This window comes from Streptomyces sp. YS415 (assembly GCF_023544665.1).
Lineage (GTDB): Bacteria > Actinomycetota > Actinomycetes > Streptomycetales > Streptomycetaceae > Streptomyces.
On record NZ_JAMJFL010000019.1, the window covers coordinates 67768 to 92428 of the forward strand.

Annotated in this window: 22 protein-coding genes; 10 read left to right on the top strand and 12 right to left on the bottom strand. The window is 70.8% G+C overall.

Annotation, left to right across the window (positions count from 1 at the left end; genetic code table 11):
* Positions 1-29: 29 nt before the first annotated feature.
* The 4 genes from M8H82_RS23525 to M8H82_RS23540 are packed head-to-tail and all read left to right on the top strand — an operon-like array spanning position 30 to position 4286.
* Positions 30-1385 carry an LLM class flavin-dependent oxidoreductase gene (locus M8H82_RS23525; RefSeq protein WP_250076918.1) on the top strand — a complete coding sequence of 452 codons (1356 nt, stop codon included), beginning with the start codon at positions 30-32 and terminating at the stop codon, positions 1383-1385.
* Positions 1382-2974 carry an FAD-dependent oxidoreductase gene (locus M8H82_RS23530; protein WP_250076919.1) on the top strand — a complete coding sequence of 531 codons (1593 nt, stop codon included), beginning with the start codon at positions 1382-1384 and terminating at the stop codon, positions 2972-2974. The genes M8H82_RS23525 and M8H82_RS23530 overlap by 4 nt, the downstream gene beginning before the upstream one ends.
* The gene (locus M8H82_RS23535) at positions 2971-3339 is read left to right on the top strand and encodes a ferredoxin family protein (protein ID WP_250076920.1); all 369 of its coding nucleotides are present in this window, start codon (positions 2971-2973) and stop codon (positions 3337-3339) included. The genes M8H82_RS23530 and M8H82_RS23535 overlap by 4 nt, the downstream gene beginning before the upstream one ends.
* A gap of 47 nt (positions 3340-3386) precedes the next feature.
* Entirely contained in the window at positions 3387-4286 is a 900-nt protein-coding gene (locus M8H82_RS23540) for a TauD/TfdA family dioxygenase (RefSeq protein WP_250076921.1), read from the top strand.
* 49 nt (positions 4287-4335) lie between these two features.
* On the opposite strand, the gene M8H82_RS23545 is transcribed toward M8H82_RS23540, so the two are convergent.
* Positions 4336-6261 (bottom strand): DUF1996 domain-containing protein, encoded by a 1926-nt coding sequence (locus tag M8H82_RS23545; protein WP_250076922.1) that lies wholly within the window; start codon positions 6259-6261, stop codon positions 4336-4338.
* 247 nt (positions 6262-6508) lie between these two features.
* On the opposite strand from M8H82_RS23545, the gene M8H82_RS23550 reads away from it, so the two are divergent.
* Entirely contained in the window at positions 6509-7954 is a 1446-nt protein-coding gene (locus tag M8H82_RS23550; RefSeq protein WP_250076923.1) for a glyceraldehyde-3-phosphate dehydrogenase, read from the top strand.
* Between the two features lie 40 nt (positions 7955-7994).
* On the opposite strand, the gene M8H82_RS23555 is transcribed toward M8H82_RS23550, so the two are convergent.
* Both M8H82_RS23555 and M8H82_RS23560 read right to left on the bottom strand, forming a co-directional pair.
* Positions 7995-8504 carry a hypothetical protein gene (locus M8H82_RS23555; RefSeq protein WP_250076924.1) on the bottom strand — a complete coding sequence of 170 codons (510 nt, stop codon included), beginning with the start codon at positions 8502-8504 and terminating at the stop codon, positions 7995-7997.
* A gap of 67 nt (positions 8505-8571) precedes the next feature.
* Positions 8572-9024, bottom strand: a complete 453-nt coding sequence (locus M8H82_RS23560) for an NAD(P)H-dependent oxidoreductase (RefSeq protein ID WP_250076925.1) — start codon at positions 9022-9024, stop codon at positions 8572-8574.
* 325 nt (positions 9025-9349) lie between these two features.
* Here M8H82_RS23560 and M8H82_RS23565 point away from each other — a divergent pair, with 325 nt between their 5' ends.
* Positions 9350-10453, top strand: a complete 1104-nt coding sequence (locus M8H82_RS23565) for an acyltransferase family protein (protein WP_374211693.1) — start codon at positions 9350-9352, stop codon at positions 10451-10453.
* 38 nt (positions 10454-10491) lie between these two features.
* On the opposite strand, the gene M8H82_RS23570 is transcribed toward M8H82_RS23565, so the two are convergent.
* On the bottom strand, positions 10492-10677 hold the full coding sequence (locus tag M8H82_RS23570) for a CsbD family protein (protein ID WP_250076926.1): 186 nt from the start codon (positions 10675-10677) through the stop codon (positions 10492-10494).
* 80 nt (positions 10678-10757) lie between these two features.
* Positions 10758-11441 (bottom strand): ANTAR domain-containing protein, encoded by a 684-nt coding sequence (locus tag M8H82_RS23575; RefSeq protein ID WP_250076927.1) that lies wholly within the window; start codon positions 11439-11441, stop codon positions 10758-10760.
* Between the two features lie 130 nt (positions 11442-11571).
* On the opposite strand from M8H82_RS23575, the gene M8H82_RS23580 reads away from it, so the two are divergent.
* Positions 11572-11922, top strand: a complete 351-nt coding sequence (locus M8H82_RS23580) for a helix-turn-helix domain-containing protein (protein WP_250076928.1) — start codon at positions 11572-11574, stop codon at positions 11920-11922.
* Here M8H82_RS23580 and M8H82_RS23585 read toward each other — a convergent pair.
* Both M8H82_RS23585 and M8H82_RS23590 read right to left on the bottom strand, forming a co-directional pair.
* Positions 11889-12374 (bottom strand): GNAT family N-acetyltransferase, encoded by a 486-nt coding sequence (locus M8H82_RS23585; RefSeq protein WP_250076929.1) that lies wholly within the window; start codon positions 12372-12374, stop codon positions 11889-11891. The two genes, M8H82_RS23580 and M8H82_RS23585, sit on opposite strands and share 34 nt — an antisense overlap.
* Positions 12371-12889 carry a hypothetical protein gene (locus tag M8H82_RS23590; RefSeq protein ID WP_250076930.1) on the bottom strand — a complete coding sequence of 173 codons (519 nt, stop codon included), beginning with the start codon at positions 12887-12889 and terminating at the stop codon, positions 12371-12373. Before M8H82_RS23590 ends, M8H82_RS23585 begins: the two co-directional genes overlap by 4 nt.
* A 146-nt stretch (positions 12890-13035) precedes the next feature.
* On the opposite strand from M8H82_RS23590, the gene M8H82_RS23595 reads away from it, so the two are divergent.
* A complete protein-coding gene (locus M8H82_RS23595; protein WP_308293275.1) occupies positions 13036-13635 on the top strand; it encodes a lipoprotein in 600 nt (199 codons plus the stop codon).
* Between the two features lie 41 nt (positions 13636-13676).
* Here M8H82_RS23595 and M8H82_RS23600 read toward each other — a convergent pair whose 3' ends face one another.
* Genes M8H82_RS23600 through M8H82_RS23615 form a run of 4 tightly spaced genes read right to left on the bottom strand, consistent with a single transcriptional unit; the run spans position 13677 to position 18245 of the window.
* Positions 13677-15032: a GH1 family beta-glucosidase gene (locus M8H82_RS23600; RefSeq protein WP_250076932.1), complete on the bottom strand. Its 1356-nt coding sequence runs from the start codon at positions 15030-15032 to the stop codon at positions 13677-13679.
* A 30-nt stretch (positions 15033-15062) separates the two neighbouring features.
* Complete coding sequence (locus tag M8H82_RS23605; protein ID WP_250076986.1) at positions 15063-15902, bottom strand: carbohydrate ABC transporter permease; 840 nt, start codon at positions 15900-15902, stop codon at positions 15063-15065.
* A gap of 16 nt (positions 15903-15918) precedes the next feature.
* A complete protein-coding gene (locus M8H82_RS23610; RefSeq protein WP_250076933.1) occupies positions 15919-16914 on the bottom strand; it encodes a carbohydrate ABC transporter permease in 996 nt (331 codons plus the stop codon).
* 14 nt (positions 16915-16928) lie between these two features.
* Positions 16929-18245, bottom strand: coding sequence for an ABC transporter substrate-binding protein (locus tag M8H82_RS23615; RefSeq protein ID WP_250076934.1), 1317 nt, complete (start codon positions 18243-18245; stop codon positions 16929-16931).
* Between the two features lie 184 nt (positions 18246-18429).
* On the opposite strand from M8H82_RS23615, the gene M8H82_RS23620 reads away from it, so the two are divergent.
* The gene (locus M8H82_RS23620; RefSeq protein ID WP_250076935.1) at positions 18430-19734 is read left to right on the top strand and encodes an ROK family protein; all 1305 of its coding nucleotides are present in this window, start codon (positions 18430-18432) and stop codon (positions 19732-19734) included.
* Positions 19735-19783: 49 nt separating this feature from the next.
* Here the strand turns inward: M8H82_RS23620 and M8H82_RS23625 are convergent, their stop codons facing one another.
* Positions 19784-21955, bottom strand: a complete 2172-nt coding sequence (locus M8H82_RS23625) for a discoidin domain-containing protein (protein WP_250076936.1) — start codon at positions 21953-21955, stop codon at positions 19784-19786.
* Between the two features lie 497 nt (positions 21956-22452).
* On the opposite strand from M8H82_RS23625, the gene M8H82_RS23630 reads away from it, so the two are divergent.
* The gene (locus tag M8H82_RS23630; protein ID WP_250076937.1) at positions 22453-24579 is read left to right on the top strand and encodes a hypothetical protein; all 2127 of its coding nucleotides are present in this window, start codon (positions 22453-22455) and stop codon (positions 24577-24579) included.
* Positions 24580-24661: the final 82 nt, after the last annotated feature.

The window sequence follows — 24661 nt, forward strand, 5'->3', positions numbered from 1 at the left end:
GCCCCACTTCCCCTTTCCGAGGAACCCTCATGCCCTCCACCGGTCCACGCACCCTGCATCTGAACGCCTTCCTGCTCAACGCCGGCCACCACGACGCCGCCTGGCGGCACCCCCGCACCCAGCCCGAGAAGATCACCGATCTGCGCTACTTCCAGCAGCTCGCGCGGACGGCGGAACGCGGCCGGCTCGACTCCGTGTTCCTCGCCGACGGCCTCGCCCTGTGGGGCAACGCCCGCTACAACGCGCTCGGCGGCTTCGAACCGCTGACCCTGCTGTCCGCGCTCGCCGCGGTCACCGAGCACGTCGGCCTGATCGCCACCGTCTCCACCACCTTCAACGAACCGTTCCACACCGCACGCAAGTTCGCCTCCCTGGACCACATCAGCGGGGGCCGGGCCGGCTGGAACATCGTCACCTCCGGCACCGTGAACGAGGCCCGCAACTTCGGGCAGGACGAGCACCTGGAGCACCGGCTGCGCTACGAGCGGGCCCGGGAGTTCCTGGAGGTGGCCACCAAGCTGTGGGACAGCTGGGAGGACGACGCGGTCCTGCTCGACCGGGAGCGCGGCGTCTACGCCGACACCGACAAGGTGCGGGAGATCGGCCACCGTGGGGAGTACTTCGGAGTACACGGCCCCCTCAACGTGCCGCGCAGCCCGCAGGGTTACCCGCTCCTGGTGCAGGCCGGTTCCTCGGAGGACGGCAAGGAGTTCGCCGCGCAGTACGCCGAGGCCGTCTTCACCGCCCAGCAGACCCTCGCCGACGCCCAGGCGTTCTACAAGGACCTCAAGTCCCGGCTCACGCAGCACGGCCGTACCGAGGAGCAGCTGCTGGTCCTTCCCGGCATCGCCCCCGTCATCGGCTCCACCGAGGCCGAAGCCCGCGCGCTGGAACAGGAGCTGACCGACCTTCAGGTACCGGAGTACGGCCTCGCCCAGCTGTCCGGGATGCTCGGCACCGACCTGACCGGGCTGCCGCTGGACGGGCCACTGCCCGACCTGCCCGAGGAGCGGGACATCAACGGCAACAAGAGCCGCTTCACCCTCGTCGCCCAACTCGCCCGCCGCGACGGCCTCACCCTGCGCGAACTCATCGCCCGGCTCGGCGCGGGCCGCGGCCACCACGTCTTCGCCGGCACCCCCGAACAGGTCGCCGACCACCTGGAGGAGTGGTTCACCCAGGGCGCCGCCGACGGCTTCAACATCATGCCGCCCCATCTCCCGGGCGGCCTGGAGGACTTCGTCGACCACGTCGTGCCGCTCCTGCAGCAGCGCGGCCTGTTCCGCACCGAGTACACCGGCCGCACCCTGCGCGACCACTACGGCCTGACCCGCCCCGCCAACCGGCTCGCCACGGCGGCCTCGGCAGCGGGCTGGCCGGCGTGAGCGGGCTCGACCTCACCGCCGACGTGCTGGTGGTCGGCGGCGGGCCCGCCGCCACCTGGGCCGCGCTCAAGGCGGCCCAGGACGGGGCGGACGTGATCCTCGCCGACAAGGGCTACTGCGGCACCAGCGGCGCCACCGCCTCGGCCGGCACCGGGGTCTGGTACGTCCCGCCGGAGCCGGCGGCGCGGGAGGCGGCCATGGCGAGCAGGGAGGCCCTCGGCGGCTACCTGGCCGACCGGCGCTGGATGGCCCGCGTGCTGGACCAGACGTTCGCGGGCATGAACGAACTGGCGGCGGCGGGGCGTTACCCCTTCCCGACAGGACCGGACGGCCGACAGCTCAGGAACGGGCTCCAGGGCCCGGAGTACATGCGCAGGATGCGGATCCGCGTCCAGCGGGCCGGGGCCCGCATCCTCGACCACAGCCCGGTCACCGAACTGCTCACCGACCCCGCGGGGGCGGTCGCCGGCGCCCGTGGGTACCGGCGACAGGTCCGGCAGCCCTACCGTGTGCGCGCCGGGGCCGTCGTCCTGGCCACCGGCGGCTGCGCCTTCCTCAGCGGCGCCCTGGGCTGCAACGTCAACACGGGCGACGGCGCGCTGTTCGCCGCCGAGGTGGGGGCGGAGCTGTCGGGGATGGAGTTCTCCAACGCGTACGGCATCGCGCCCGAGGGCACCTCCGTCACCAAGACCGCCTTCTACTCCTTCGCCACCTTCTACCGTGAGGACGGCACGGTCCTGGAGGGCGCGGCCAGCCAGGGCGGCCGGTCCGTGATCGCGCGTACGCTGCTCGAGGAGAAGGTGTACTGCCGCCTGGACCGGGCCGACGCCGCGGCCCGGCAGGCGATGCGGCTCGCCCAGCCGAACTTCTTCCTCACCTTCGACCGGCTCGGCATCGACCCCTTCATCCAGCGCTTCGCCGTCACGCTCCTCGCCGAGGGCACCGTGCGCGGCACCGGCGGCATCCGCATCACGGGCGACGACTGCTCCACCACGGTCCCCGGGCTGTACGCGGCCGGGGACGCGGCGACCCGGGAACTGATCTGCGGCGGCTTCACCGGCGGCGGCAGCCACAACGCCGCCTGGGCCATCTCCTCCGGCACCTGGGCGGGTCTGGGCGCGGCTCGTCACGCCCGTGCGCTCGGCGGAAGTGCCGCTGCCCGGCGCCTGGACGCGGCCGGGGGCGCCGGGCTGCGGCCGACGGCGACTCCCGGTCCGGCAGACGATTTCCGGGAGGTCGTCACCGCGGTCCAGGGCGAAGTGCTGCCGTATGAGAAGAACTACTTGCGGCACGGGGACCGGCTCGCCGCCTCGCTGAAGGTGCTCGACGGCGTGTGGGCGCGGGCCCGGGCCTCCCTGCACGCCGGGGGCGGCGACATCGTGCGGGTCCGGCAGGCGGTGGCGATGGCCGCGCACGCCCGCTGGATGTACGCCGCGGCGCTCGCCCGCACCGAGACCCGGGGCATGGCCAAGCGGCTCGACTTTCCCGGGCAGGACCCCGGGCAGCACCACCGCATCGTCACCGGCGGCCTGGACCGGGTGTGGACCCGCGCCGAGCCCCTGCTGCCCGCGCTGGAGGTGGCTTCGTGATCGAGCTGGTCTCGGCGGACCGCTGCATCGCCTGCGACAAGTGCGTGAAGGTCTGCCCGACCGACGTCTTCGACCGCGGCGAGGACGGCATCCCCGTACTCGCCCGCCGGGAGGACTGCCAGACCTGCTTCCAGTGCGAGGCGAACTGCCCCGTCGACGCCCTGTACGTCGCGCCCCTGACCCACCCGCTGCCCGAGGGCTCCCCCGCCCGGGACGAGGAGCACCTGGACGAGACCGGCCTGCTCGGCAGCTACCGCCGGCACATCGGCTGGGGGCGGGGCCGCACCCCCGGCGCCCTGCGCGCCGTAGGCCCTCCGCTCAGTCCGCCCGGGGCCACCAGCCCTTCGCCGCCCATCACCTCCTGACAACCCCCACGACCACACCGAACACCCACCGGAAGGACACCCGCACCATGACCACCAGCACCGACTTCGACATCCGCCGGATCGGTGGCCGGATCGGCGCCGAGATCCTCGGCGTGGACCTCTCCACGGAACTCGCGCCCGCCATCACCGCCGAGATCAACTCCGCGCTGCTGGAGCACAAGGCCCTGGTCTTCCGCGGCCAGCACCTGGACGACGCCGGTCAGTTGCGCTTCGCCTCGCTCTTCGGGGAGCTCACCACCGCGCACCCGACGGTTCCCTCCGTCGATGGCCAGCCGCACATCCTGCCCGTCGACGGCGAGGAGGGCATCCGGGCCAACCAGTGGCACACCGACGTCACCTTCGTCCGCACGCCGCCGAAGGCGTCCACCCTGCGCGGGATCGTGATCCCGCCCTACGGCGGCCACACGCTCATCGCCAACTCGGCCGCCGCGTACCGGGATCTGCCCGAGCCGCTGCGCGCGTTCGCGGACAAGCTGTGGGCGGTGCACACCAACGACTACGACTACGCCGCCCCGAAGAGCGAGAAGGCCGCCGAGCACCGCAGGCGGTTCGTCTCCCGGAAGTACCGCACCGCCCATCCGGTGGTCCGCGTCCATCCCGAGACCGGGGAACGCGGGCTGTTCATCGGCGGGTTCGCGCAGAGCATCGTGGGCCTGGGCCCGTCCGACTCACGGGACCTGCTGCGCCTGTTCCAGTCCTACGTCACCCGCCCGGAGAACATCGTGCGGGTGGCCTGGCAGCCCGGCGACCTCGTGCTGTTCGACAACCGCATCACCCAGCACTACGCCCCCGACGACTACGGCGACCTGCCGCGCCTGCTGCACCGCGTCACCGTCGCCGGTGACGTCCCGGCCGGCGTCGACGGCACCCTCAGCCATGTCGTCGAGGGCGACGAGGCGGCCCACTACACACCCGCCACGGCATAGCGCACGGCCGCCGGGGGCGCCGGCATCCGGCACCCCCGGCGGCCTTCGCTCAGGCGCCGCGCCGGATGCGGCGCAGCAGCACGAACCCGACGAGGACGAGGACCGATCCCGCGGCGGCCGGCCAGAGCTGGGCGCCGGTGTCGGCGAGGCTGCCGCCGACGGTCTGCGGTTCGGTTCCGGCCGCCGGCGACTGCTCCGCGCCGACGGGGGCCGCCGGGTTCTCGGTCGGCGATGCCGTTGCCGTCCCCACGGCCTCGGCCGGGGCGTCGTCGGCGGGGGGCGCCGACGGGGTGGCGTAGGTCTTCGGCTTGTCGGCGCCGGCGGACGGGGCCTCGTCCGCCGGAGGCTCCTCGCTCGGCGTGGCGGCCGGGGGTGCCTGCGTCGCGGGCTCGGTCGCGCCGTCGTCGCCGGTCGGCGTCGGGTCGGCGGGCTCCTGCGGCTCGTCGGACTGCTCCGGCTGCTCCGGCTGCCCGGTCTCCTGCGGCTCCTCCGGCTGCTGGGTCTGCCCGGGCTCCTCCGGCTGCTCCGGCTGGCCGGTCTCCTGGGGCTCCTCCGGCTGCTGCGGCTCCTCGGGGAGGGCGCCGCCGTCGCACTGCCGTCCCTCGTTGATGCAGTCGACCATCTCCCGCATCAGGTCCTCGTCGAAGACGTTGATGAAGTCACCGTGGTCGGTGACGGGCTTGTGCAGCTGCTCCGGGAAGGAGTCGACCGCGAAGAGCGGCTTCGTACGGCCCCCGTCGTCCAGGCTCGGGGCGTCCACGTCGTAGACGATCCGCTGGACCAGTTGCGGGATGGCCTGGAAGCCGGCCGGGCAGGAGCCGTCGGCCGCCGCGAACGCCACATGGGTGCGGTGGTTGGCGCTGTCGATGTTGCGGCCGTCCCAGCAGCTCTGGAACTTGAACGTGCGCACGACGTCGCTGCCGTCGGGGCAGAGCGGGTACTTGTCCTTCAGCTGCCGGTCCTCGAACCCGGTGCAGCTCCAGGAGGCGTTGGCGTTGGCCGTGCCGTTGACGAAGGCCTTGGCGTCACCGGTGATGATGCGCAGCAGGCGGGGCATGGCCGTCACCTCGCCGGTGGGGCTGCCCTGGAAGGTCAGCGTGACCTCGCGGGGCGTGACGATCTCACCGGCGTTGCCCTCGATGCCGCCGCCGGGTGCGTCGGCGTCCTGTTCCTGGGTGCCGTTCTGCAGGCGCAGGACGGGCCAGTAGTAGGAGGACTTGTCGCCCTGGTTCTCGCAGCTGGTGTCGGCGGCGGCCAGGTCCTCGTCGCTGGCGAAGGCGTCGTTGTCCTGGTTGCCGATGTAGTCGTGGAAGTGGTGGGCGCCGTTGGAGACGCCCGGCGCGACGATCACGTTGTCCGAGTTGAACACGCCGTTCTCGTTGACCCCGCAGCTGGTGGTGAAGGTGCCGCGGGAGGCGCCCTCACCGGCGGCCGGGGCCTGGGCGTTGGGCTGGACAGTGGTGATGTCGGCGAAGTCCGCGGCGACGGGGCCGTTTCCGCCCTGGCCGCCCTCCGGCTGCTCCTCGGGGACGGTCAGTTCGCAGCCCGCCAGCGCTTCGAGCCCTTCGGGGCGCTCTCCCGCGTTGCCGATCGCGACGGCGATCCGCTCGATCGTCCCGCCCCGCTTCTCCTTCAGCGGGTTCATGATCGATTCGTCGGTGAAGCCGGTGTCCTGCCGCTGTTCCGGTGTCGCCTCCTGCAGTTGCTGATAGGCCTCGGCTATCTGGCCGTCCAGGGCGGCGAGTTCGTTGTCGACGTCCGTCCTGGCCGCGTCCGGGACCTCGGTCAACTTGGCGCCCACGTCGGGGCAGTCGATCGTGGCACCGCCGGTCTGGGCCGCTGCGCCGTCACTGCCCTCGGTCGCCGAGGCGTAGATGTTGGTCGCCACCAGTCCGCCGCCGCCCAGGATCAGCGCGACCGCGGCGAAGGTCGCGCGTCGTGGGCCGGTCGGGCGCCTGCGCGTAGTGCGTCTCAAGGCAGTACTCCTACGTTCGTGACGGGCGAGCGGACATACAGATCCCTCGCCCCCATACGGACCGGGGGTCCGCCGTGTTCAACCGCCCCACGAATTCATACGAACATCTCAGGGACCTCCACATCACAGCCCCAGTCGCCCCCGTACGCCCATATGCCGCGCATGCAAGTAGCGCGAGGACCCCGATCAAGGCCCCTCGAACAGGCGGGTTAGCATATGAGCACCGCCTAGCTCGAAAGAGACTTCTGTGACTGTCAACGACGACTCGTTCACCAACTGGAAGAACCGCGAGGAGATCGCGGAGTCGATGATCCCGATCATCGGGAAGCTGCACCGCGAGCGGGACGTGACGATCCTGCTGCACAGCCGCTCCTTGGTGAACAAGTCGGTGGTCAGCATCCTGAAGACGCACCGGTTCGCGCGGCAGATCGCGGGCGAGGAGCTGTCGGTCACCGAAACGCTGCCCTTCCTCCAGGCGCTCACCACGCTCGACCTCGGCCCGTCCCAGATCGACATCGGCATGCTCGCCGCGACGTACAGGTCCGACGACCGCGGCCTGTCGGTGGCGGACTTCACCGCCGAGGCCGTCGCCGGCGCCACGGGCGCCAACAAGCTGGCGGGCGGCGCGGGCCGGGACGTCGTCCTGTACGGCTTCGGGCGCATCGGCCGCCTCGTGGCCCGTCTCCTGATCGAGAAGGCGGGCTCGGGCAACGGGCTGCGGCTGCGCGCCATCGTCGTCCGCGGCGGCGGTGACCAGGATCTCGTCAAGCGCGCCTCGCTGCTGCGCCGCGACTCCATCCACGGCCAGTTCCAGGGCACGATCACGGTGGACGAGGAGTCGAGCACGATCCTCGCCAACGGCAACGCCATCAAGGTGATCTACGCCAACGACCCGTCCGAGGTCGACTACACGGCGTACGGCATCAAGGACGCCATCCTGATCGACAACACCGGCAAGTGGCGGGACCGCGCGGGCCTCTCGCAGCACCTGCGCCCCGGTATCGACAAGGTCGTCCTGACCGCTCCCGGCAAGGGCGACGTCCCGAACATCGTGCACGGCGTGAACCACGACACGATCAAGCCCGACGAGCGGATCCTGTCCTGCGCGTCCTGCACCACCAACGCGATCGTCCCGCCGCTGAAGGCGATGGACGACGAGTACGGCGTCGTCCGCGGCCACGTGGAGACCGTCCACTCGTTCACCAACGACCAGAACCTTCTGGACAATTACCACAAGGCGGACCGTCGGGGCCGCAGCGCGCCGCTGAACATGGTCATCACCGAGACCGGTGCCGCCTCCGCCGTCGCCAAGGCGCTGCCCGACCTCAAGGCCCCGATCACCGGCAGCTCGATCCGCGTCCCCGTGCCGGACGTCTCGATCGCGATCCTCAGCCTGCGCCTGGGCCGGGAGACCAACCGCGAGGAGGTCCTGGAGTACCTCCGCGACGTCTCGCTGAACTCGCCGCTCAAGCGCCAGATCGACTTCACCACCGCCCCCGACGCCGTCTCCATGGACTTCGTCGGCTCGCGCCACGCCTCGATCGTCGACGCCGGCGCCACCAAGGTCGACGGCGACAACGCCATCCTCTACCTCTGGTACGACAACGAGTTCGGCTACTCCTGCCAGGTCATCCGGGTCGTGCAGCACGTCTCCGGCGTGGAGTACCCGACGTACCCGGCCCCGGCCGTCTGATCCCAGGCCCCGCCCCGCGCCGCCCGAGCCCGCAGAACGCTCAGGCGGCGCGCGGCTGTCCGGCGTCCAGCAGGTCCATCAGCTCGGCGCGGTGCAGCCCGGCGACGCGGTCCAGCAGGTCGGGATGGCGCAGCAGAGCGGCCGCCCGGCGGTCGTTCTCGTCGGGCGCCGTCAGACGCCGGAACTCCATCGGCGCACCGGCGGCGTGGCCCCCGGTGAGCACGGCGCTCACCGCGGCCTCGGCCAGCAGCGGCTCGGCCAGCAGACTGGCCGCCCAGCTCGCCACCACCTCGTCCACCCAGCTCCGCCAGGGCTCGGAGTCGCCCTCCGCGCCGGTGATCCAGTCGAGCCGGGCCGAGCCCCCGGAGCCGGTCATGCCCGCCAGCGCGGCATCCGTCGACGTCGGGAAGCGCAGCCAGGCCGCGACCGTGACGGCCTGGCGAGCCTGCACGTCGCAGAGGGCGGCGGCGAGTGCGCCGCCGTTGGGCGGGAAGGCGCTCGTCAGCCAGCGGGCGGTCGCCGCGATGAGCGAGGAGAAGTCCGAGAGCACTGGCGGGCCGTCCGAGGTGTGCGCGAGGAGACAAGGGGTACCGCACACACGGTAGCTGCCCGCTCCGTCACTCCATCAGTCCGGCCGCGAGCGTGGCCGCCAGCTCCCAGCACGCCTCGAGGTCCTTTTTGCCCGGTTCGCCGGTTACCGTCACCGCCTCGGCGGCACGCCGCCAGCCGAGCCCCGTGGTGACGGACTCGATGGAGCGCACCGCGCCCGTGACGTCGTTGCCCCCGTGCACGTAGTAGCCGAAGGGCCGCCCGCGGGTGGCGTCCAGGCACGGGTAGTAGATCTGGTCGAAGAAGTGCTTGAGGGCCCCGGACATGTAGCCGAGGTTGGCCGGAGTACCCAGGAGGCAGGCGTCGGCGTCCAGGACGTCGGAGGCGGTGGCGGCCAGGGCCGCGCGCCGGACGACACGGACGTTCTCGATCTCGGGTGCGGTCGCCCCGGCGACGGCGGCCTCGAGCATCGCCTGACAGTGGGGCGAGGGCGTGTGGTGCACGATCAGCAGAGTTGCCACACGACCGAACCCTGCCGTGCCGTCACGCCGTCCCGCAAGTTCGGCGGCCCGGCCTGGAAGTGGTGCGTTCACGTCACGAAGCCAGGGGTAACCGCTCTGTCGAGGTGTCCGTCACGGGGCGGAGAAGCCCCGCGGAGTCCGCGTCATCGCCCACGACCGAGGCCGTAAAAGATACGGCGGTCACATCATGACCGTCCGGGTTTACGCGGCTGTGGTTGCGTGACTACGGTGTCCCGGGTGTCGGCACAAGGGCCACACAGGTAACTCTCCTAAGAGGTGTTTCGCTCTGTCTGGGTTCCGTCGAGATGGGATCGCGCAGCAAACGCTGCCCACGCGCAGCCTCGGACAGGCCCAGGCGCCACCGGACGGTGACTCCTCCGCGCGGGCCGGACGGACTGCCCGGTCGGTCAAGGAGCGGGACGCGTTCTTCGACAACGCCAAGTACCTGGCCATCGTGCTGGTGGCGATGGGGCACGCCTGGGAGCCGCTGCGGGACGACAGCCGGACGGTGACCGCGCTGTACATGGTGGTGTACGCGTTCCACATGCCGGCGTTCATCGTCATCTCCGGCTACTTCTCGCGGAACTTCGACGCGAGCCCGGGCCGCATCAAGCGTCTGGTGACCGGCGTCGCCGTCCCCTATGTCGTCTTCGAGGTGGCGTACACCTTCTTCACCAGATGGACGGACAACGAGCCGGACCGCGACATCAGCCTGCTCAATCCGCTGTATCTGACGTGGTTCCTCGCGGCACTGTTCATCTGGCGGCTGACCACGCCCTTCTGGCGGGTCGTCCGGTGGCCGCTGCCGCTGGCGCTCGGGGTCGCGATGCTGGCCACGCTGTCGCCGTCGATCGGCAACGACCTGGACCTCCAGCGCGCGTTGCAGTTCCTGCCGTACTTCGTGCTGGGTCTGGTGCTGAAGCCCGAGCACTTCGCGCTGGTGCGCCGCCGTGAGGTGCGGATGCTGGCGGTGCCGGCGTTCCTGTGCGCGGTCGTGGTGGCGTACTGGGCGGTCCCGCGGATGAACTACGCGTGGTTCTTCCACCGCACCAGTGCCGAGGAACTGGCCGCGCCCGCCTGGTACGGGCCGGTGATGACGCTGGTGCTGTTCGCCTGCTCGGTGGTCCTGGTCGCGTGCTTCCTGTCGCTGGTGCCCGGGCGCGGCATGTGGTTCACGGCGCTGGGCGCGGGCACGCTGTACGGCTATCTGCTGCACGGCTTCGTGATCCAGGCGGCCAACAAGTGGCACTGGTCCCACATCGACGCGGTGCACGAGCCGCTGGGGAAGATCGCCGCGACGCTGGTCGCCGGGGCGATCGTGACGGTGCTGTGCACGGCGCCGGTGCGGCGGGTGTTCCGGTTCGTGATGGAGCCGAAGATGGACTGGGCGTTCAAGCGTGATCCGGCGGAGGCCGCCCGATCCCGCTGACACAGCCGGGGCCGGGCGGCACGCCGCTCGCTGCGCGGTCAGCGGCGGGTGGCGTCCTTCGCGGCGTCCTTGGCCTTTTCCTTGGCCTGCCGGACGTCGCCCTTGGCCTGGTCCGCCTGGCCTTCGGCCGTCAACCGCTCATTGCCCACCGCGCGGCCTGCCGCTTCCTTGGCCTTGCCCTTGGCCTGTTCCATCTTGGACTTGTTCTTCTGGTGTCGCGCCATGACACGTCACTCCACACCGTGCTCGGAAAACTCCTGCTCCGCTCCGGGTGAACCGGCACGGGCAACGTAAACCGCGGTTCCTACGAATGGGCCTGTGCGCGCTCGCCGACCGCGGCCACGGCGGCGGACACCTGTTTCTGCAGCGGTTCGGCCAGGGGTTCTCCCCCGACGGTGGCCACCAGGTCGCGGGCGAGGTGGTAGAGCTTGGTGTTGCTGTTCTGGGAGGCCATGACCAGGACCGCCCAGGCGTCCTCGGCCTTCAGCCCGAAGGAGGCCATCAGGATGCCCCGGGCCAGATCGATGGTGGGACGGGTCTGCATGGCCCGCCTGAGCTGGACGACCTCGATCCGCAGATCTTGCAGCATGCTCTCGTCCTCGGTCTCGTGGTCCGATGCGGACGGCTCGAAGTGGTCGGCGTCCTCGTCGGCCGGAGCGAACAGCGAGAGAGTACCGGTCAGCGCGAGGAGCCGCTCGGCGACGGGTCCAGCGGAACGCAGGACGACCGTCTTGCCCTCACGCAGGGCGCGGTGCCGTATGCCCAGCACGATGTTCAGCGCGGAGCAGTCCCAGAACTCCAGGCCGCTCAGGTCCAGGTCGACGCCATGGACCGAACGGCCGAGGGCCTCGCGCAGGGCGCCCTCGAGCGCCGGAGCGCCGTCGAGGTCCAGTTCGCCTCGGACGACCACCGTCATACGGTCGCCGTCGGGGCGGATGTGGATCTCGGGCGAGCATGTCGACCGCACCGCCGACACCGCCTCTGCCATGACCGCCTCCCCGGTCATCAGTACCGCTTGTCGCTACCAGCGTCACCGGTGAAGCGCTCACACGTCAAGCGATACATGAAATCTAGTTCGTGTTTTTGATTACGCGAATACTCAACCGTACAATCGCGCCATGGAGGGAGTTCCGGAACCACACGCAGGATGGACGTTCCTGACCAATCACGCCCGGGTCCTGGCCGCCATCGCCGACGACCGCAATGCCCGCATCCGCGATATCGCTGTGCGCTGCCGGCTCACCGAGCGGGCCGTACAGAAGATCATCGCCGACCTGGAACAGGCGGGGTATCTCTCGCACACCCGGGAGGGACGCAGCAACACCTACCGCATCGATCCCAGCAAGGTTCTGCGCCATCCGGCGGAGGCCGGCGTGACGGTGGCGTCGCTGCTCTCACTGCTCGCCCAGGACGAGGCCGACCGCACGGGAATGCCTCAGTCGGCCTCGACGTCCAGGGGCAGCGAGTAGCGCAGCTTCTCCGTGGCCCGCGCGCCGAGCCGGTCGTAGAACCTGATCGCGTCGGTGTTCCAGGCCGGCGTCTGCCACTGGATCCGGCCGAGTCCGCGGGCCCGTGCGTCCGCGACCACCGCGGCCATGAGCATCGGGCCGATGCCCAGGCCGCGGTGGCCGGACCGGAGGAACAGGCAGTCCATGAGGAGGTACTCGTCGCCGTCCCAGGTGGACACCTCGGGGGCGCAGGACGCGTAGCCGACGATGTCGCCGTCGCCGAGATCCGCCACGAACACGGACAGGCGCGGCGGCTGCGCCTGCCCGAACAGCAGTGTCTCCAACCGCCGGGCCAGGTCTGCGGGCGGCGGCAACGCCTTCTCGTAAGCGGCGTGTTCGGCCGCGAGGCCGGCGACGTCGGGCAGATCCGCGGGCCGTGCGGGGCGCACGCGCGGGGCTGCGGTGGCGGTCAACGGACCTCGCCCGCCAGCACATCGGCCCGCCAAGCAGTCAGCCGGGCCTCCATGTCGCCCTCCCCGTCCAGCACCTGGCGGCTGAACGCGTCCCGCTCATGGGCCAGTACGGCGGCCTCCCACACACAGGGCGCGAGACCCGTACGGCCGGGCCGCAGCGCGTCGAAGTCCCCGGCGGGGCCGGTGAAGACGGCGAGGTCGGACATGTAGCCCTCGATCCAGGTGTGCACGAGGACGTAGTCGCCATCACCGCCTGCGTGCAGCAGCACCACGGACAGGCCCAGGGAGCCGCGCAGTTGCGCCATCGCCAGATGATCGGCGGCGATCCGCAGCGCCGCGCGTGCGTCCTGTTCCGTCACCGCGCGTCCGGGCGCCTCGATCGCGTAGGCCTTCACGGCGTGCCCGGCGACCTGGTGGCTGCCCAGCGGGCGAACGGCGCGGGCGTGGTGAGCCTCGGCCAGGGCGAGCAACCCGTTCGCGTGGGCGGGGGTCCGCTCTTCGTCTATGTCCGTCACCACATCATCATGCCTTGCCCCTGGCCCCATCAGAAGGTGCCGGTGAGCGGGGGTGCGGCCTCGGTTACTCTGTGCCGCCGGGTTGGTGAGGGGAGATCGAAGTGGTGGGGCGTCGAGCGGCCTGTGCTGCGGTGCTGGTCGTGTTGGTGGCGGGATGTTCGTCGGGGGCGGGGGACAACGGGCCGACACCGTCGGACGGTTCGTCCGCGCCGCGGGCAACGGCAGCCGCCGTGCCCAGCGGGGGCTCCCTCGGCGGGGCGGGCTCGCCCTGCGCGTTGCCGGTCACCTTCGACATCGCCGAGGAGTGGAAGGCGGAGGCCGTCGGCGGTGACGGCGAGGTGTCGCAGGAGATCGCCGACGCGGTACTGCGTCAGGGCCCGGTCGCCCTGGTCTGCGAGGTCGACGCCAAGCCGGCGGGCAGCATCGGCTTTCTGCGGGTGTGGACCGGCGAAGCGGGCGACGACGACGCCCGTACCGTCCTGGAGGCCTTCGTGGCCGCCCAGGGCGAGGTGAGCAAGGAGAAGTACGGCAGCTTCACCGCGGGAGGTCTCACCGGTGCGGAAGTGACGTACCGGTACGACGACGAGTTCCTGGAGGAGAGCAAGGAGGAAAGGGCCCTTGCCGTCGTCACCGCACAGGGGCCGGTCGTCCTGCACCTCGGCGGACTGGACACCGAGGAGCACCGGGCGATGCTCCCGGCCTACGAACTGGCCAGGAAGACCCTGCGCCCGGGCAGCAGCCAGTAACGCGTGAGGCCGCGCCCGCGCCGGCACGGCCTCACCGCCCGTCAGGCGTGCGTCTGCCGGTGCAGGCGGATGATGTCGGCGTAGCGCAGACCGCTCGACTTCATCGTGCGCTTCTGGGTCGCGTAGTCGACATGGACCAGGCCGAAGCGCTTGTCGTAGCCGTAGGCCCACTCGAAGTTGTCGAGCAGGGACCATGCGTAGTAGCCGGCCAGCGGCGCTCCCTTGCGCACGGCGCGGGCGCAGGCGGCGACATGCTGCTCCAGGTACCGCGTGCGGTCGGGATCATGGACGCTGCCGTCCGGCGCGACCGTGTCGGGGAAGGCCGAGCCGTTCTCCGTGACGTACAGCGTGCGGACGCCGTAGTCGTCGGTGAGGCGCATCAGCAGGGCTTCCAGGCCGTCGGCGTCGATCTGCCAGTCCATGCCGGTGCGCGGCACGTCGGGCAGCCGGACCTCGCGGGCGTACGGGACCGGGCCCTCGGGGTCGTCGGTGACGGTTGCCGGGAAGTAGTAGTTCAGGCCGTGCCAGTCGAGCGGTGCGGCGATGGTGTCCAGGTCGCCGGGGCGCTCGGGGAGGTCGACGCCGTACAGCTCGCGCATGTCGGCGGGGAAGCCGCGGCCGTAGACGGGGTCGAGCCACCAGCGGTTGCTGTGGCCGTCCATGCGGGCGGCGGCCGCGATGTCCTCGGGGCGGGTGGAGGCGGCCTCGACGGTGGAGTGGTTGGTGACCAGGCCGATCCGGGCGCCGGGGGCCGCCGCGCGGATGGCCTGGGTGGCGAGGCCGTGCCCGAGCAGCAGGTGGTACGAGGCCTGCACCGCCGCGGTGAGGTCGGTCAGGCCGGGCGCCATCCGGCCTTCCAGATGGCCGATCCAGGCCGAGCACAGGGGCTCGTTGAGGGTGGCCCACTGGGTGACGCGGTCGCCGAGGCGGGTGGCCACGGCGGCGGCGTAGGCGGCCAGGTGCTCGGCGGTGTCGCGGACGGTCCAGCCGCCGCGGTCCTGGAGGACCTGGGGCAGGTCCCAGTGGTAGAGCGTGATGCTGGGGTTGATGCCCGCCGCGAGGAGGGCGTCGACGAGTCGGTCGTAGAAGTCCAGGCCGGCCGCGTTGACCGGGCCGTCGCCGCCGGGGACCACACGGGGCCAGGCCAGGGACATGCGGTAGGCGTCGACGCCGAGGCGCCGCATCAGGGCCACGTCCTCGGGCCACCGGTGGTAGTGGTCGCAGGCCTCGTCGCCGTGGTCGTCGTTGTCGACCTTCCCCGGGGTGTGGGAGAAGGTGTCCCAGATGGAGGGCGAGCGGCCGTCTTCGGCGACGGCTCCCTCGATCTGGTAGGCGGAGGTCGCCGTGCCCCAGCTGAAGTCGTCGGGGAAGGCGGCGAGGTCTATCGGTTCGGGCACAGAGAAAACCTCTCTGGGTCGGGGCAGGCGCTACTTGACGGCGCCGGCCGTCAGGCCGGTGACGAGGTAGCGCTGCAGGAGCAGGAAGCCGGCGACGACGGGCAGGCTGACGACGAGCGAGGCGGCCATGATCTGGTTCCAGTACACGTCGTTCTGGGTGGAGTAGCCCTGGAGCCCGACCGCGAGGGTGCGGGTGGTCTCGTTGGTCATGACGGAGGCGAAGAGGACCTCGCCCCAGGCGGTCATGAACGCGTAGACGGCGACGGCGACGATGCCGGGGATCGCGGCCGGCACGACGACCCGGAACAGGGCGCCGAGCGGCCCGCAGCCGTCGACCTTGGCCGCCTCGTCGAGATCCTTGGGGACCGAGTCGAAGTACCCGATCAGCATCCAGATCGAGAACGGCAGCGAGAAGGTCAGATAGGTGAGGATCAGGCCGCCGCGGGAGCCGAACAGGGCGATACCGGTGGCGTTGCCGATGTTGACGTAGATGAGGAAGAGCGGCAGCAGGAAGAGGATGCCGGGGAACATCTGGGTGGAGAGCACCGTGACCGTGAAGACGCGCTTGCCGCGGAAGCTGTAGCGGCTGACCGCGTAGGCCGCGAACACCGCGATGGTGACGGAGCAGACGGTCGCCGCGCCCGCCACGATCAGCGAGTTCATGAAGTAGTCGGCCAGCGGCACCGTCTCCCAGATGTCGAAGTACGGGCGGACGGTGAGTCCCGAGGGCACCCACTGGAACTTCCCCGACACGTCCTCCAGCGGCTTCAGCGAGCTGGAGATCATCACGTAGACGGGCAGCAGCACGAAGACCGTCAGCAGGGTGAGGAAGATCCGGCGGCTCCACAGGAAGGACTGCGGGGCGGCCATCGGCGAGCGGGCCGGCCTAGACATCGGTGGCCTTCCTTCCGCGGGAGGTGAGCGCGAGGTAGACGCCGGTCACCATGAGCAGGAACAGCAGCAGCAGGACCGACATCGCGGAGCCCGTGCCGAAGTTCCAGGTCTGGAACGAGGACTGGTAGATGTGCAGCGAGATGAGGTCCGCCGCCTCCGGTGCCGCCCGGCCGAACAGGACGAAGGGCGTGTTGAAGTCGTTGAACGTCCACAGGAACAGCACCAGCACGAGGACCTGGTTGACCGGGCGCAGGGACGGCAGGGTGATCCGGCGGATCTGCTGCCAGACGCCGGCCCCGTCGAGCGCGGCCGCCTCGTACATCTCACGGGGAATGTTCTGCAGCCCCGCCATGATGATGAGGAAGGCGAACGGCCAGCCCTTCCAGACCGAGACGACGAGCAGCGTGATGAAGCTGTTCTCGCCGATGAGCCAGAAGGGCGGCGAGTCGGTGAGCCCGAGCTGGTCGTGGATCACGTGGTTCACCAGGCCGTTGTCCCGCTGGAACATGAACGCCCAGGTGATGACGGCCGCGTAGACCGGCAGGGCGTACGGGACCAGGAAGATCGTGCGGAGCAGTCCGCGGCCGCGGAAGGACTCCTGGAGGTAGATCGCGGCGGCCGCGCCCAGCAGCCAGCACAGGCCGACCGAGAGCGCGGTGAACAGACAGGTCGTGACGAACGACTTGAGCAGGGCCTCGCCGACGGGTGCGTCGAAGTCGAGCGCGATCTTGTAGTTGTCCAGGCCCGCCCAAGGGGCGGTGCCCCAGTCCCGGATGTGGAACTGGGTGAGCTCCCTGAAGCTGACCACGATGCCGATGACCATCGGCACCAGGTGGACCAGGAGTTCCAGGAGCAGTGCGGGCAGCAGGAGCAGATACGGCAGGGACACCTGGCGCAGCCGCCCGGAGCGGCGCTTGCGGGGCGCCGCTCCGGGGTCCTGCTTCGGTGCCGTTCGTTCGCCGGTGCCGTAGGCAGCGGTGGTGGTCATGGAGCTGTCCGTGGTCACGAGGCGGGCATCTGCTGCTGGGCCTTCTCGAGCTTGGCGCGCACCGATTCGGTGGTGACCGCCCGGCCCGCGGCGGCGTCGGCGAAGAGCTCCTTGACGGCGGTGCCCACGACGGTCTCGAACTGCGACTCCTCGGGCACCTGGGGCAGCGCGGAGGCGCTGGTGGCGAGGGTGTCGCGCAGGACGGCGAGCGCCGGGGTGTTGAACGCCGGGTCCTCCTGGGCGGACTTGACCGGCGGGATGGAGCCGTAGGCGGTGTTGAGGACCTTCTGCTCCTCGTCGCTGGTCAGGAACTTCACGAACTTCTTGGCACCGTCGATGTTCTTGGTGTTCTTGAAGACGGCGAGGTTGATGCCGGCGACCATGGAGTTGGTGCTGGTGCCCTCGCCGGGGGTGCCGGACTGGACGGGGGCGGGCGCCACGCCCCACTCGTCGTCCTTCATGCCCTGGGCCTTGAAGGTGGCCGAGGCGGTCTGCCACAGCACCATGGCCGTCTTGTCCTTGGCGAAGTCGCTGAGGGACTGGTTCTGCGCGTACTCCGCGTTCCCCGGCGCGATGATCTTGTCCTTGGCCATCAGGTCGACGTACTGCTTGACCGCCGCCACGGCGCCGTCGGAGGTGAAGTCGGGCTTGCCGTCGGGGGTGAAGAAGTCCGCGCCGTGCTGCTTGCCGAGGACGAACACCTGGTGGATGTTGTTGGAGAGGTTCGAACCCTCGGCGCCGAGCGCCCACTTGCCGTCCTTGGACAGCTTCTTGCCGATCTCGGCCATCTCGGCCCAGGTGGCCGGGGGCTTCTCGATGCCCGCGTCGGCGAACATCTTCTTGTTGTAGTAGAGCGCGTAGGCCATGGAGTACAGCGGTACGGCGGCGGGGTCCTGGCCCTGGACTCCGGTGGAGCCGAGCGCGGAGTCGACGAAGCGGTCCTTGCCGCCGATCGCCTCGAAGTTCTTCGCGTCCCAGGGCAGCAGGGCGCCGGTGGCCTGGAGGGAGGCGCTCCAGGTGTTGCCTATGTTCAGGACGTCGGGTCCCTGGCCGGAGGTGGTGGCGGTGAGGATGCGGTTGAGCAGGTCCGACCACGGCACCACCTCCAGCTTCACCTTGATGCCGGTCTCCTTCTCGAACTTGTCGAGTTCGGGCTGGAGGACCTTCTTGTCCACCTCCAGGCTGGCGCCCTGGTTGGAGGCCCAGTACGTGAGTGTCTTGGGCTTGTCGTTGGAGCCCTCCGAGCCGCTCGACCCCCCGCCGCAGGCGGCCGACGTGAGGACGAGCGAAAGGGTGACGGCGCCGATGGCTGCGACTCTGCTTCTGCGCATGACTTCAGTAGGCCTTCCGGGAAGGAGCGACTGTCGCCTGCGGGGGTCCGGAGCCGGTGCCCCGCATGCGGACCCGTCCCCCCACGGCTTAATTTAGGACGTGAGTTAAGCGTCAAGCTAAGATCGCGTCAAGAGCCTTGGCGCAGGTGGATTGCGGCCGGGGCCGCGAGACGAGGGAGCAGGGGTGACAGTGCGCAGCGGTCGTACGGTACGTGACCTGCGGCGGGAGAATCGCACCGCCGTGCTGCAACGGCTGTACTTCGACGGACCGCTGAGCCGGTTCGCACTCGGGCCCGCCACCGGACTCAGCTCCGGTTCGGTGAGCAACGTGGTTTCCGAGCTGATGGCCGAGGGTCTGGTCGAGGAGGCCGGCAGCGTCGACTCCGTCGGCGGCCGCCCGCGCACCCTGCTGCGGGTCAGCCCGCACAGCGGCCACATGATCGGCATCGACGTGGGCGAGACACGGGTCCGCATCGAGCTGTTCGACCTGGCCCTGACCGAGCTGGCCCGTCTGGAGAAGCCGCTGGCCACCGACGGGCCGCGCCGCGTCGACCGCTACGACGTCGATGTCGTCGTACGTCATCTGCGCGAGGGCATCGCCGAGGTGCTGGAGATGACCGGGATCAGCGCGCAGGGGCTGCTCGGGGTCGGGATCGGCGTCCCGGGCATCGTCGCGCGCACCCCCGGGGACGGCGCCATCGTGCACGGGCAGACCATCGGCTGGGACGCGGTGCCGCTGGAGCGGTATCTGCGGGAGTCGGGGCTGCTGCCCGAGACGGTGCCGTACTACGTCGACAACGGCGCCAAGACGCTCGGCCAGGCAGAGATGTGGTTCGGCGCCGGGCGCGGCGCGCAGAGCGCGGCGGTGGTCCTGTTCGGCTCCGGCGTCGGGGCGTGCGTGGTCTCCGGCGACATGGGTCCGGGCCGGGCCGTGGAGTGGGGGCACCTGACCGTACGGGTCCGGGGTCGGCGCTGCCGCTGCGGCGCACAGGGCTGCCTGGAGGCGTACGCGGGGGCCGAGGCGTTGCTGGAGCGGTGGGCGGAAGCCGGGGGCCGGCCGCCCGCGGGAGTGGACGAGGAGACCGCCCTGACCGCCATGCTCGCCGCCGCCTATCCGGCCGAGGGCCCCGCCGACGAGACCGCCCTGACCGTCCTGGAGGAGACCGCCGAGTACCTGGGCGCGGGCTTCTCCGACCTGATCAACCTGTTCCAGCCGGAGCGGATCCTGGTCGGCGGCTGGGCGGGGCTGCAACTGGGCCGCCGTTTCCTCGATGCGGTACGGTCGCACGCCACGGCCTACTCGCTGCGGTACCCGGCCTCGCACGTCCGCATCGACCTGGGCACGCTCGGCCCGGACGCGGTCACCGTCGGCGCCGCGATCCTGCCGCTCGCCGACTTCTTCGCCCGGGGCGGGCGGCCCGTGGAGTCGGAGCCGAAGGAGCCGAATCCGGCGTGGCAGACCAACCTCCAGGACCGCGCCGCCCAGTGAGTGGCCCTCCGGGCCGGGTGCGGTGACGCCCCCGGCCCGGAGGAACCGGTCACGGGAAGGACGTGACGGTGGACGGGACGGTCGAGCTGCCCGACGGGGCCGTGGAGGCGCCCGTGTTGTTGATGACGTGCTCGTAGTGGCCGTTGCCGCCGAGCGAGACCACCAGCAGGCTGTGGAACTTCACCCCCGGCTTCACCGGGGCCTTGAAGCCGTGGTCCTGGCGGATGGTGGGATCGACGTTGTAGTAGCAGTAGCTGCCCATCCCCCACCCTTCGTGGGTGTTCACCGAGTCGTCGACGCGGTAGCCGGCGTACCCCCGGGTCGTGCCGTTCTGGATGGCGGCCTGGTTGGGGGCGTCGTAGGCCTTCTCGTTCTGGAAGAAGATCGTCCGGCCGCGTTCGCCGTACCACTCGACGTCGTACTTGTTGAAGTGCTCCACGAACAGGCCGGTGGCCAGGACGTCGTCGCCGTTGACCCGGACGCCGTAGTCGGCGCGGTTGGTCTCCCAGCCCACGCCCTCGCCGTGGTCGGCGCGCCACACCCAGGTGTGGTCGATGATCGTGTCGTCGCTGTTGACGACCATGCTGGTGGTCGCCTTGCCCGCGCCCGCGCCGCCGATCCGGATGTACACGTCCTGCACGGTGGTCGGGTTGGCCGCGTGATCGGCGGACGCTCCCTGCGGGCCGACCTCCAGCAGCGTGTTGGAGTTGACCGGTCCGGCGTCGATGAGGAAACCGGCCAGCCGGACCCCGTCGACGTCGCCGACCCGCATCGCCGTCACTCCGTTGTCGGGAATGATCGTCGCCAGGCCGAGGCCGAGCACGATGGTGTCGGCCCGGTTGATCTGGATCGTCTGGTCGACGTGGTAGACGCCGGGGGTGAACAGCAGGTGCAGGCCCTGGGCGACGGCCCGGTTGATGGTCGCCGCGCTCGCGCCCGGCTTGACCACGTAGAAATCGTTCAGCGGGATCGACCGGCCCTGCGGGGTGCCGCTCTCCCACGTCGTGCCGCGGGCGTTGGTGCGCAGGGCGGGCGCGAACACCTTGTACTCGCTGCCGTCCAGGTACAGGAACGGCTTCTCGCGCGAGAGGGGGGTGTTGGCCAGGGTGGTGTACTTCGGCTCCGGGAAGGCGGTCGCCGGGGCGCCGACGGTGCCGGAGAAGACCTGGTTCCACACCGAGTTGGACCAGCCGCCGATGGAGCTGTCGCGGGTGTACCACTGCTGCTGCGAGTAGTTGCCCACCTGGCCGTCGATCTTGGAGTCGGCGATGTAACCGCCGCTGGCCCAGCCGTAGCCGTTGGGGGCGAGGTTGAGGCCGCCCTTGACGTGCATCCGGCGGAACGAGGAGGCCTGCGAGACCGCCCAGCGGTTCGTGCCGCTCACCGGGTTGACCGCCAGGTTCTCCGCGGCGCGCCAGAAGTTCTGGGTGGCGTTGCCGTTGAACCAGCCCGCGTCGACGGTGATGTCGCCGTTGATCGTGGTGTCGTCGGGGCGCAGGCCGAGGCCGGCGATCTGGGTGTAGAAGCCGATCTGGGCGTTGAGGCCGCTGTAGGTGCCGGGCTTGAAGAGGAAGGCGTGCCGCCCGTTGCCGAACTGGGCCGACTCCTGCTGCCGGAACACCTCGTCGAGCTTGGCCTGGATGCCCGGGGTCGACGGGTCGAAGACATGGACGTTCGGGCCGAGGTCACCGCCGCCGGGGATGGTGGGGCCGCCGTCGGTGGTGCCGAAGACCTTGAACTCCCAGAGGGAGTAGCCGTATCCGGTGGCGCGGGCGGTGCCGAACACGCGGACGTAGCGGGCGGTGCCGGAGACGTTCAGGGTCTGGGTGCCGCCGGTCGCCGTGGTGGTGGAGTAGGCGGTCGACCAGTCGCTGCCGTTCTGGGAGATCTCGATGCGGTAGGCCGTCGCGTAGGCGGCCTCCCAGCGCAGTTCGACCTGGCTGAGCGCGGCCGGGGCGCCGAGGTCGACGCGGATCCACTGCGGGTCGGAGAAGGCGCTGGACCAGCGGGTGCCGTTGTCGCCGTCGACGGCCGCGGTGGCGGGGGTGCCGGCGTTCTCCTGGCTGGAGGCGGTGACCGGCTTGCCCTGGGACAGCAGCGTGGGGGCCGCCTGCGCCCGGCCGGCCGGAAGGACGGCGAGCAGGGCTGCGGCCAGGGCGAGGACGAGCACGGCAACGACGCCGCGGTGTGCGGGTCTGGGGGGTGGGCCGGCTGCGGGCATGAAGTGGCTCCTCGATAGGGAGAGTTGAACGGAAAATGAGCGCGCTCTCGGGAACCCTGCCGCTGGCGCTGCGACCGGTCAAGAACTCCGTCACGACTTTTCTTTCACCTTTCATTAAGTGCGTTGACCGGAAACCGGTCCCCGACCGGCACCTCCCAGTGGTTCAGACCTCCGGCAACAGCAGCGGCCGGCCCCGGACGGTCCGCCGGAGTGCCCCCAGGCCTCCCGCCAGCGCTTGAGTCGCTTCCCATCCCGGCAGCACCACTGCTCGACCGGGCCCCAGGTGTCATATTCCGCTCGTTTACGACCAGTTGGACACCTGCGCTTTTCCGTCATGTTTCGCAAGACGACCGCGGAAGCTACACACAGGCACCACCATGTGACGCGATGGATGCGTCGGCGACCGGCTACTGAGGGGGGCACGGCGTCACGCAAGGGGGGTGCGTCCGCTCCACGCGAGCGGCACTCACCCCTGCCCGGGGAGGGGACACAACCGCATGAAGCGGATCTTATGCACCACCGTGGCGACGGTGGGCGCGCTCATCGCTGCGCTCGGACTGCCGGCCGGAGCGGCCCACGCGGACAGCACGCCCCGCGTCGATCTGCGGGTGCTGGTGGTCAGCGACGGCGGTCCGTCGACGGACGCGATCGCCGCCGAACTCGAGGTCGCCGGGACGCCGTACACCGAGATCGACCTGACCCGGGCGGACCGCCCGGTGATCGACGCGGAGCTGCTCGCGGACACCGTCGACGGCCGGCCGCGGGCCAAGTACCAGGCGGTCGTGCTGCCCAGCGACAACCCGTTCGCGGCCGGCTCGGACGAAATGGCGGCGCTGGTCGCCTACGAGCGGACGTACAGCATTCCGCAGGTCGACGCCTACACCTACGCGCGTCCGGAGGCCGGTCTCGAGTACCCGGTCGAGGGCGGCTACGCCGGAAGCCTGGACGGGGTGCGGGCCGAGGTCACGGACGCCGGACTCGCGGGGCCCTTCGGCTATCTCGACGGCGCGGTGCCCTTCGAGGACAACTCCCCCACCGTCGGGGAGAGTTACGCCTACGTCTCCACGCCCGTCACGGGTGCCGACTTCACCCCGTACGTCGACGCCGCCATCCCGGGAACCTCCCGGCGCGGCTCCCTGGTGGGTGAGTACCGGCACGACGGGCGACGCGAACTCGTCGTCACCTTCGTCTACAACCGGCACCAGCAGCAGTTCCGGCTGCTGGCCCGCGGGATCGTGGCCTGGATGACGGGCGGGGTGCACCTGGGCGCCTCGAAGAACTACTTCGCCGTGCACGTGGACGACGTGTTCGCCGCCGACGACCGCTGGAACACCGAGCTGAACTGCACGCCCGGGGACGTCGACTGTCCCGACGGGGCGGGCACCCCCGACCCGATCCGGATGACCCCCGCGGACGTCGCCCACGCCACCGACTGGCAGGACGGCCACGGCTTCACCCTGGACCTGGCCTACAACGGCGCCGGAAGCGTCGAACACCGCGAGGACAACGGCGGCGCCGATCCGCTCACCGACCGGTTCCTCGCCGACCGCGCCGAGTTCCGCTGGATCAACCACACCTACACGCACGCCTTCCTCGGCTGCGAGCAGGACACCACGGTCGTGCCCTGGCGGTGCGCCACCGAGCCGGACGGCACCGTCCGCTGGGTCGGCCGGGACACCGTCACCGACGAGATCGCCACCAACCGGGTCTGGGGCACGGGCGTCGGACTGCCCCTGGAGAACGACGAGTTGGTGACCGGCGAGCACTCGGGGATGAGGGTGCTGCCGCAGCAGACCGCCGACAACCCCCACCTCGCGCCCGCCCTCGCCGACACCGGCATCGCCTGGCTCGCCTCGGACAACTCCCGCGAGCCGCAGCAGCGGCAGGTCGGCGGGTCGGCCACCGTGCCCCGGCACCCGATGAACGTCTTCTACAACGCGGGCCGGTCCGCCGAGCAGGTCGACGAGTACAACTGGATCTACACCAGCCGCGCCCAGGGCGGCAGCGGCCTCTGCGAGGACAACCCGGCGACCTCCACCTGTCTCACCGAGCCGCTGGACACCGCCACCGGCTACGCGCAGTACATCGTGCCGCTGGAGACGCGGACCGCCCTCGGTCACGTCCTCGCGGGCGACCCGCGACCGCACTTCATCCACCAGTCCAACCTCGCCGAGGACCGCATCGCCTATCCGGTGCTCGACGGCGTCCTCGACGGCTACGCGGCGCTGTTCGCCGCCGACACCCCGCTGGTGAACCCACGGATGAGGGAGATCGGCGCCGAGCTCCAGCGCCGCGCCGCCTGGCGGGCCGCGCTCGGCGACGGCCGGGTGAGCGCCTACCGCATCGGCGAGACGGTGACCGTCGAGGCACCGGACGGGATCACGGTCACCGCGACCATGCCCACCGGCACCACCCTGGCCGGCGCCGCCTTCGGCGAGCCCTACGCGGGCGGGCGCTCCGGCTGGACGTCCTCGGCGGGTGCTCCGCTCACCCTCGCCCTGCCGTCCTCCCCCGCTTCCACCCCGGCCGGCACCGGCGCCCCCGAACCGGTTACGGGCCCGGCGCCCGACACCCCGGTCCCGGCGGGGGCCAGGGAACAGGTCCCGTACGCCCCGGCTATCTGACGGCGTACCGATCGAAGGTCCCGGCCGCCCACCCGCGGCCGGGACCGGCACGACCACCCCACTCTTCGGCCGTGGAGCACAT

What these genes read in the sequence shown, in the direction of transcription:
- M8H82_RS23525 (WP_250076918.1), top strand. Translation starts at nt 30, where the DNA reads ATGCCCTCCACCGGTCCACGCACCCTGCATCTGAACGCCTTCCTGCTC.
- M8H82_RS23540 (WP_250076921.1), top strand. Translation starts at nt 3,387, where the DNA reads ATGACCACCAGCACCGACTTCGACATCCGCCGGATCGGTGGCCGGATC.
- M8H82_RS23570 (WP_250076926.1), bottom strand. Translation starts at nt 10,677, where the DNA reads ATGGCGCGACACCAGAAGAACAAGTCCAAGATGGAACAGGCCAAGGGC.
- M8H82_RS23575 (WP_250076927.1), bottom strand. Translation starts at nt 11,441, where the DNA reads ATGGCAGAGGCGGTGTCGGCGGTGCGGTCGACATGCTCGCCCGAGATC.
- M8H82_RS23580 (WP_250076928.1), top strand. Translation starts at nt 11,572, where the DNA reads ATGGAGGGAGTTCCGGAACCACACGCAGGATGGACGTTCCTGACCAAT.
- M8H82_RS23605 (WP_250076986.1), bottom strand. Translation starts at nt 15,902, where the DNA reads ATGGCCGCCCCGCAGTCCTTCCTGTGGAGCCGCCGGATCTTCCTCACC.
- M8H82_RS23610 (WP_250076933.1), bottom strand. Translation starts at nt 16,914, where the DNA reads ATGACCACCACCGCTGCCTACGGCACCGGCGAACGAACGGCACCGAAG.
- M8H82_RS23615 (WP_250076934.1), bottom strand. Translation starts at nt 18,245, where the DNA reads ATGCGCAGAAGCAGAGTCGCAGCCATCGGCGCCGTCACCCTTTCGCTC.
- M8H82_RS23625 (WP_250076936.1), bottom strand. Translation starts at nt 21,955, where the DNA reads ATGCCCGCAGCCGGCCCACCCCCCAGACCCGCACACCGCGGCGTCGTT.
- M8H82_RS23630 (WP_250076937.1), top strand. Translation starts at nt 22,453, where the DNA reads ATGAAGCGGATCTTATGCACCACCGTGGCGACGGTGGGCGCGCTCATC.